The sequence below is a fragment of the Ruminococcus callidus ATCC 27760 genome, assembly GCF_000468015.1.
In the GTDB taxonomy this organism is placed as follows: Bacteria; Bacillota; Clostridia; order Oscillospirales; family Ruminococcaceae; genus Ruminococcus_C; species Ruminococcus_C callidus.
On record NZ_KI260314.1, the window covers coordinates 20,930 to 21,934 of the forward strand.

The window sequence follows — 1,005 nt, forward strand, 5'->3', positions numbered from 1 at the left end:
GTCGCCAGACGCTCTTTGTGCGGTATTGCCTTGAAAACCGCAAATTTGAAATTCCCGTAAAGTGAGTGAGTTTATGCAAAATTTCATTTTCTTTGACATCGACGGCACGATCATTTCAGAGGACGGCTATCTGCCGGAATCCGCAGTCCGTGCCATTCAGGCAGCCCGCAAAAAGGGCAATGCCACCTTCATCAACACCGGACGCACTGCCATGAACGTAGACCCGTTTCTCCGCGAGATCGGCTTCAATGGTTACGTTTATGGCTGCGGCACAGAATTGGAATATGACGGAAAAGTCCTGTTCCACGAGAAGCAGACACCGGCATGCAGCCGCGAAATGGTGGAACTGGTTCGCCGCACCAATGTTGCCGTTCTGTACGAACGCAGCGATGCCATGTTCATCGACCGCAGCACACGAATTTTGCCATATCTGCAAGATCTGCTGAATCTGTACGAAAGCAAGCATGTGACTGTTTCCGACCTGCCCGATGATGCAGACTGGTACACGGACAAGTTTGTCATCTGGTACGACGAGCAGAGCGATCTGGCTGCATTTCAGGCAGGGCTGACCGGCAAGTTTGACTACATCGATCGGGGAAATCACTTTGCGGAAATGGTGCCCTGCGGCTGTTCCAAAGCCACCGGCATGGAAAAAATGATGCAGCTGCTGGGGGCAGACCGTTCTCAAATTTTTGCCGTAGGCGACAGCCTGAACGACCGTCCCATGCTGGAAACTGCTGGTACGGGAATCGCAATGGGGGACAGCCCTATGCTGCACCCCTATGCGAATTACATCACCGCAAATCTTGCAGACGACGGGCTGGAAAAGGCACTGGCACACTTTGACTTGATCTAGGGCAACACCGCACAAAGCCCGCCTGACGGCTTTGTACGGTATTGCTCTAGTAATTATTCCAAAAAACAAAATCCCACAGTTTCAGAAATCCTTGAAACTGTGGGATTTTTTATTGTTATGGCAATACCGCACAAAGAGCGTCTGGCGAC

General features: G+C 51.3%; 1 protein-coding gene. It reads left to right on the forward strand.

What is annotated here, in order from left to right:
• The first annotated feature begins 73 nt into the window (after nucleotides 1-73).
• On the forward strand, nucleotides 74-856 hold the full coding sequence (locus tag RUMCAL_RS02560; protein WP_021680908.1) for an HAD-IIB family hydrolase: 783 nt from the start codon (nucleotides 74-76) through the stop codon (nucleotides 854-856).
• The last annotated feature ends 149 nt before the right edge of the window (nucleotides 857-1,005 follow it).

Bases quoted from the DNA above. Each gene is read 5' to 3' on its own strand.
- RUMCAL_RS02560 (WP_021680908.1), top strand. From the start codon at position 74: ATGCAAAATTTCATTTTCTTTGACATCGACGGCACGATCATTTCAGAG.